Source organism: Peribacillus sp. NPDC046944 (genome assembly GCF_050272735.1).
In the GTDB taxonomy this organism is placed as follows: Bacteria; Bacillota; Bacilli; order Bacillales; family DSM-1321; genus Peribacillus.
Window position 1 is genome coordinate 52332 of sequence record NZ_JBNNML010000015.1, and the last position, 6609, is coordinate 58940.

The following is a 6609-nucleotide window of genomic DNA, read 5'->3' on the forward strand; positions in this document are numbered from 1 at the left end:
CTTAACCCCCTAGCGTATGGTGAAGCGCCTCAGAAACTGATGAAACCCCAATGATTTTGATGCCTTTTGGAGCAGTCCAGCCCCCTATATTATTGGCTGGGATGATGACCCGTTCAAATCCGAGCTTCGCTGCCTCCTGAACTCGTTGTTCAATCCGGGAGACCCTTCTAACTTCCCCCGTCAACCCCACTTCACCAATAATGCAATCGGCTGGATTCGTGGACTTGTCACGGAAACTTGATGCAATACTAATGGCAACTGCCAGATCTATGGCTGGTTCATCCAATTTAACGCCCCCCGCGACTTTTAGGTACGCATCTTGGTTTTGCAGGAGCAAACCGACTCTCTTTTCTAAAACTGCCATTAAAAGTGAAACTCGGTTATGGTCAATTCCAGTGGCCATTCTCCTTGGGTTTCCGAAACTAGTCGGTGATATCAGGGCTTGTATTTCGACAAGTACTGGTCTTGTCCCCTCCATCGAGGCGACAACGGTCGATCCTGAAGCACCTTGGGAACGCTCCTCAAGGAAGATTTCCGATGGATTCGCCACTTCTTCCAAACCATGTTCCTTCATCTCAAAAATGCCCATTTCATTTGTCGAACCGAATCGATTCTTGACTGCACGGATTATCCGATATGTATGGTGTCTTTCTCCCTCAAAATATAAAACGGTATCCACCATATGTTCAAGCAGACGAGGTCCGGCAATCGCCCCTTCTTTTGTAACATGTCCCACGATAAAAATGGCAATTCCATTGGTCTTGGCAATGCGCATTAAAGAAGATGTACATTCCCTCACTTGGGAAACGCTTCCCGGGGCTGAAGTCACTTCCGAATGGTACACGGTTTGAATGGAATCAATGATGACCAGGTCTGGCTTTACCTCTTGGATGGCCTGCTGGATATAGTCCATATCGGTCTCGGCATACACCAATAAGTTCTCCGACATCGCTCCTAACCGATCCGCTCTTAACTTAGTTTGTTTGATGGATTCTTCCCCAGAAATATATAATACTTTCTTCTGTTTATGAGCTAATTGTGCAGACACTTGCAAAAGGAGTGTTGATTTGCCTATCCCCGGGTCTCCGCCGATCAATACAAGTGATCCTTGGACAATACCACCGCCAAGTGCACGATTCAATTCTGCCAAATCCGTCGTAATGCGTGGTTCTTTGTCCGACTGAATGGTTGTGATGGGTGTCGCCTTTTCACGCTCTGCAGATCCCCTCACTTCTGAATGGGTAAATGCTCCCTTTCGAGCTGGCTTAACAATCTCCGTCTCTTCAACCATCTTGTTCCATTCCCCGCATCCAGGGCATTTTCCCATCCATTTTGCTGACTCATACCCACAAGATTGACACATGAATTTCGTTTTCTTTTTTGCTGCCATAGTAACTCCTCTTTCTCATAATACTCATGTAAAAGATATTATATATTGGTTTTATTTAATCCTTCTTATTTAAAGTTATTAAGAAATTTATTTTTACTCTCTATTCGATTTATCTTATAGAGTAGTTCCTCTAGGTACAATTTCGTTATGAATAAAAACAGAGGTACACTGCTGAGAAATCTGAGTGTACCTCGAAGTTAAAGAATGACTTTATTCACTTATGTTGACGGGATCGCCATTTCTGACCGCAAATTTATTGTCCACGACATCCATCACGACCGTTTGCCCTTTTTTCACATTTCCTTTGAGCAGTTCTTCAGATAGGTAATCTTCGACATGTTTTTGTAGTGCCCTGCGAATTGGACGTGCCCCATATTCCGGATCATATCCTTCAGATGCTACTTTTTCTCTAGCTGCATCTGTAAGCTCTAAGAAAATTTCCTGTTCCTTCAAACGGGAGATGAGCTGATTGGACATCAACGTAACGATTTGTTTCAAATGATCCTTTTCTAATGAATGGAAGACGATCGTCTCATCAATACGATTCAGGAATTCTGGACGGAAGGCACGTTTTAATTCTTCCATCACTTTCCCTTTCATATTTTTGTAGTCTTGACCAGTGTCCTGAATATTGAAGCCTACATACTTATCAGTCTTCAATGCAGAAGCTCCGACATTCGATGTCATAATCAGAATCGTGTTCCTGAAATCAACAGTACGGCCTTTTGAATCCGTCAATCTTCCGTCTTCAAGGACCTGTAGAAGAATGTTGAATACATCTGGATGTGCCTTTTCAATTTCATCAAGTAGAACGACGGAGTATGGCTTTCTACGTACTTTTTCAGTCAGTTGTCCGCCCTCCTCATATCCCACATAGCCTGGAGGAGAACCAACTAGGCGTGAAGTTGAATGTTTCTCCATATATTCCGACATGTCGATACGGATCATGGCATCTTCATCTCCGAACATGGATTCAGCCAATGCACGACCAAGTTCCGTTTTACCGACTCCTGTTGGCCCTAGGAAGATGAATGAGCCGATTGGACGTTTAGGATCCTTCAGCCCCGCTCTTGCACGTCGTACTGCTTTGGAAACGGCTATAACAGCCTCTTCCTGACCAATTACACGATCATGGAGAATAGCTTCCATATTTAGAAGTTTATCTGACTCCGTTTGTGCCAATTTAGTAACCGGGACTCCAGTCCAGCTGGATACGACATGTGCGATGTCTTCCACCGTCACTTCACTATTTTCTTGCCCTTGTTTCTCTTTCCACGTTTTCTTTGTTTCTTCCAATTGTTCTCTTAAGCGTTGCTCCGTATCACGAAGCGATGCAGCCTTTTCAAACTCCTGGCTTTGAACGGAAGCGTCCTTTTCTTTCCGGACTTCATCTAATTTCACTTCAAGTTCTTTTAAGTTTGGAGGTGTAGTATATGAACGCAACCGGACTTTCGAACCTGCTTCATCAATTAAATCGATTGCTTTATCCGGAAGGAAACGGTCGGAAATATATCGATCAGATAACTTAACAGCCGCATCGATAGCCTCATCAGTGATTGATACACGGTGATGGGCTTCATACCGGTCACGTAACCCTTTAAGAATTTGAATGGACTCTTCTGTTGTTGGTTCATCCACTTGGATGGGTTGGAAGCGGCGTTCGAGTGCAGCATCCTTTTCGATATATTTACGGTACTCATCCAATGTGGTTGCACCGATACATTGCAGTTCACCACGGGCCAATGATGGCTTAAGGATATTAGATGCATCGATGGCACCTTCCGCCCCACCAGCACCAATCAATGTATGCAATTCATCAATAAACAAGATGATATTTCCTGCTTGACGGATTTCGTCCATCACTTTCTTTAATCGATCCTCGAATTCACCACGGTATTTCGTCCCCGCTACGACCGTCCCCATATCAAGTGTCATGACACGTTTATCACGTAGGATTTCAGGAACCTCATTATTGATGATTTGCTGTGCTAGGCCTTCAGCAATAGCAGTTTTACCCACCCCTGGCTCACCAATTAATACAGGGTTATTCTTCGTGCGTCTGCTCAACACTTCGATGACACGCTGAATTTCCTTGCCTCTACCAATGACAGGGTCCAAGCTGTCTTCACGAGCGATGGCCGTTAAATCCCGAGCAAGACTATCAAGGGTTGGAGTGCTTGCATTAGAGGCGGTTGAACCTTGATGTCCACCTGACTCATTGCTACCTAATAGTTGTAATACTTGCTGTCTTGCTTTATTTAAACTGACGCCAAGGTTATTTAACACACGGGCTGCTACACCTTCTCCTTCTCGAATAAGTCCAAGGAGTACATGTTCTGTGCCTACATATGAATGACCTAATTTCCTTGCTTCATCCATGGATAGTTCAATGACTTTCTTCGCTCTTGGCGTATAATGAATCGTTTGGGCTTTGTCCTGGCCACGGCCGATTAAGTTTTCCACTTCTTTCTGGATCTTTTCCGCACCTAATCCGAGAGCGTATAATGCTTTGGCTGCAATACCGTCTCCCTCGCGAACTAAACCTAAAAGGATGTGCTCCGTACCAATATTATTATGACCTAACCGGATAGCTTCTTCTTGGGCTAATGCTAATACTTTCTGGGCTCTTTCAGTAAAACGACCAAACATCATAGGGAATTCCTCCTTTAGAATTTTCGTTTTGAATAAAGCTTTTGACTCTGCATAAAATCTTGCAGATGCTTCGCTTTAACATGTATAGCAGATGATCGATTGACTTTTCTATGAGAAGGAGGATTCTGTGAAATCCAAGTGTTCTCGTATAAGAGCTGCTCGACGGATATCCCTTTCATGTGTCCTTAAAGGTCCACCTGCGTATTTTTGTAAAAAGCCTGGCTGAGTCAGAATCATTAACTCATTTAGGATGCTTTTTGAAATGTTTTTTATATATCCTATATCTATCCCTAACCTAACATCGGAGATACAGGTAGCTGCTTCCTTGGTCCCAATGATTCGGGCATTTGATAATATACCATAGGATCGGAAAACCCTATCCTCTAATTGTATGTGAGAGGTCTTCACTAATGCATCTCTGGCTGACCTTTCCTGGGCAATGATCTGCTGAACTACACTCGTTAGATCCTCCACGATATCCTTCTCGGATTTTCCGAGAGTGATCTGGTTGGAGATTTGAAAGATGTTTCCTAGAGCTTGACTGCCCTCTCCATAAATCCCGCGAACCACCAGTCCCAATTGATTAATGGCCGGTATAATATGATTCATTTGCTGAGTTAGTACAAGACCCGGGAGATGCATCATGACTGAGGCCCTCAATCCTGTTCCCACATTAGTCGGACAGCTAGTTAAGTATCCTCTTTCTTCATCATATGCATAGTCTATGGATTCTTCAATCCAATCGTCAAGAACATTTGCGAGTCTTAAGGTTTCCTTAAGTTGCAATCCTGACATCAAGCACTGGATTCGGAGATGGTCCTCTTCGTTAACCATGATGCTTATTTCTTCATTCTCGGAAAGAAGGCATGCCCCTTTTGCCGATTCTTCCACTAAATGTGGGCTGATCAAATGTTTTTCAACAAGCACTCTCTTTTCCAGTGACTGCATTTGATCAATTTCCAGAAGTTCCAGCTTGCCAATCTCTTGGGTAACTTCCTCTTCAATTCTTTTCTTCACTAATTCAATGATTTCTTTTGCCTCTTCATTGGAAAAGGCGGTAGGAAAGGTAAAGTCTTTAAAATTTCTGGCTAAACGAATTCGTGAACTTAATACAATATCCATTTCTGGACCTTCATGATTCATCCAGGAACTCAAAGCGTTCTCCATAAATTTCTCCAAACTCATGATTCATCGCCCCCCTCCTGTGCCTCATACCTTTTTTCAAGGGAACGAACCTTATCTCTTACTTCGGCCGCCTTCTCGAACTCTTCCTGTTCGATGTGTACCTTTAAATTCTCTTTTAAGTCAGAAATTTGTTTTCGAAGGTAAATACCGCCACCAATTCTTTTTGGGATTTTCCCACTGTGTGCAGTATTTCCGCTATGAACCCTCTTTAGAATCGGATTTAACTGATCATTGAACGTTTTATAACACTCGGCACATCCAAACTTTCCAATATGGACGAATTCCTTATATGAACGATGACAATGAGGACAGCGTTTTTCTTCTGTCATAGGAAATGAATTAGCCTTTGTCTGTTGAATATTCGACTCGATATTTAACAATCCTGCTAACAAATTATTTATTGAAAAACCATGCCCACCCGCATCCATGAACATCTCACCTTTTTCCTGAGCACATTTCTCACAAATCATGACTTCAGTCTTTTTTCCATTAATGATTTTGGTAAAGTGAAGAGTCGCAGGTCTTTGATGGCATTCTTGACAAATCATTCATTCATCACCTCTGCCAGTTTATTTATATTTTAAAGTTGTAAGCATGGCTGATAAAATTCGCGCCCTTAATTCATCACGATCAGGTAGGTCTATATAGATGACGGATCTATCAATGACACTCATCATGATTTTAGCTTCCCTTTCATTAATGACTTCCTCGCTCATCAGCCGAGCGATGACCCCTTCCGCCATAGATTGAGGCACTCTGGAACCAATAAGGGATAATAACTGGTTGATGAGTTGCACGTAATCCTGCGATTTCACCTTCATAATCCGAATATACCCGCCACCGCCACGCTTACTCTCAACAACATAGCCTCTTTCGATTGTAAACCTGGTATTAATTACGTAATTGATTTGAGAAGGAACACACTGAAATTTATCTGCTATTTCACTTCTTTTAATTTCTAGGATATCTTTCTGACTTATTTCTAGCACTTGCTTCAAATAAGTTTCGATAATATCAGATATGTTTCTCACTCAACCTCCTCCAATCTGACTTTGACTATATTTGACTATTATTATACAAGGAAAAATGCATATTGCAAATTAAAACGCACTAACTTCTTTTTGCATTACCTATTTTCTCCAAATTATATGTAGTTACATACCTATTGCACACGGTAAAATTAAAATATCTTTATAATTACCCCTAATGGATATATTCAAAACCACCCTTAATCCTTTAATCGTACTTTTAGAACGCAAAAAAAGGCCAGCCTAATGGCTGACCTTTGAAATGGCTTGGCGGCGTCCTACTCTCACAGGGGGAAACCCCCAACTACCATCGGCGCTGAAGAGCTTAACTGCCGTGTTCGGAATGGGAACGGG

Annotated in this window: 5 protein-coding genes and 1 rRNA gene; all 6 read right to left on the minus strand. The window is 42.4% G+C overall.

Going from position 1 to position 6609, the window contains the following annotated elements; translation table 11 throughout:
- Position 1 precedes the first annotated feature (1 nt).
- A complete protein-coding gene (gene radA / locus ACQKIC_RS19150) occupies positions 2-1390 on the minus strand; it encodes a DNA repair protein RadA (RefSeq protein ID WP_403125376.1) in 1389 nt (462 codons plus the stop codon).
- Positions 1391-1600: 210 nt separating this feature from the next.
- Positions 1601-4042 (minus strand): ATP-dependent protease ATP-binding subunit ClpC, encoded by a 2442-nt coding sequence (gene clpC / locus ACQKIC_RS19155; RefSeq protein WP_427592150.1) that lies wholly within the window; start codon positions 4040-4042, stop codon positions 1601-1603.
- Positions 4043-4150: 108 nt separating this feature from the next.
- Entirely contained in the window at positions 4151-5227 is a 1077-nt protein-coding gene (locus ACQKIC_RS19160) for a protein arginine kinase (RefSeq protein ID WP_402875757.1), read from the minus strand.
- On the minus strand, positions 5224-5775 hold the full coding sequence (locus ACQKIC_RS19165; RefSeq protein ID WP_427592149.1) for a UvrB/UvrC motif-containing protein: 552 nt from the start codon (positions 5773-5775) through the stop codon (positions 5224-5226). Before ACQKIC_RS19165 ends, ACQKIC_RS19160 begins: the two co-directional genes overlap by 4 nt.
- 21 nt (positions 5776-5796) lie before the next feature.
- Positions 5797-6258: a CtsR family transcriptional regulator gene (locus ACQKIC_RS19170; protein WP_402875761.1), complete on the minus strand. Its 462-nt coding sequence runs from the start codon at positions 6256-6258 to the stop codon at positions 5797-5799.
- Between the two features lie 262 nt (positions 6259-6520).
- Positions 6521-6609 (minus strand): 5S ribosomal RNA (gene rrf / locus ACQKIC_RS19175); the annotation flags it as partial.

Coding starts and splice junctions, on each gene's coding strand:
- radA (WP_403125376.1), bottom strand. CDS start 1,390: ATGGCAGCAAAAAAGAAAACGAAATTCATGTGTCAATCTTGTGGGTAT.
- clpC (WP_427592150.1), bottom strand. CDS start 4,042: ATGATGTTTGGTCGTTTTACTGAAAGAGCCCAGAAAGTATTAGCATTA.
- ACQKIC_RS19160 (WP_402875757.1), bottom strand. CDS start 5,227: ATGAGTTTGGAGAAATTTATGGAGAACGCTTTGAGTTCCTGGATGAAT.
- ACQKIC_RS19165 (WP_427592149.1), bottom strand. CDS start 5,775: ATGATTTGTCAAGAATGCCATCAAAGACCTGCGACTCTTCACTTTACC.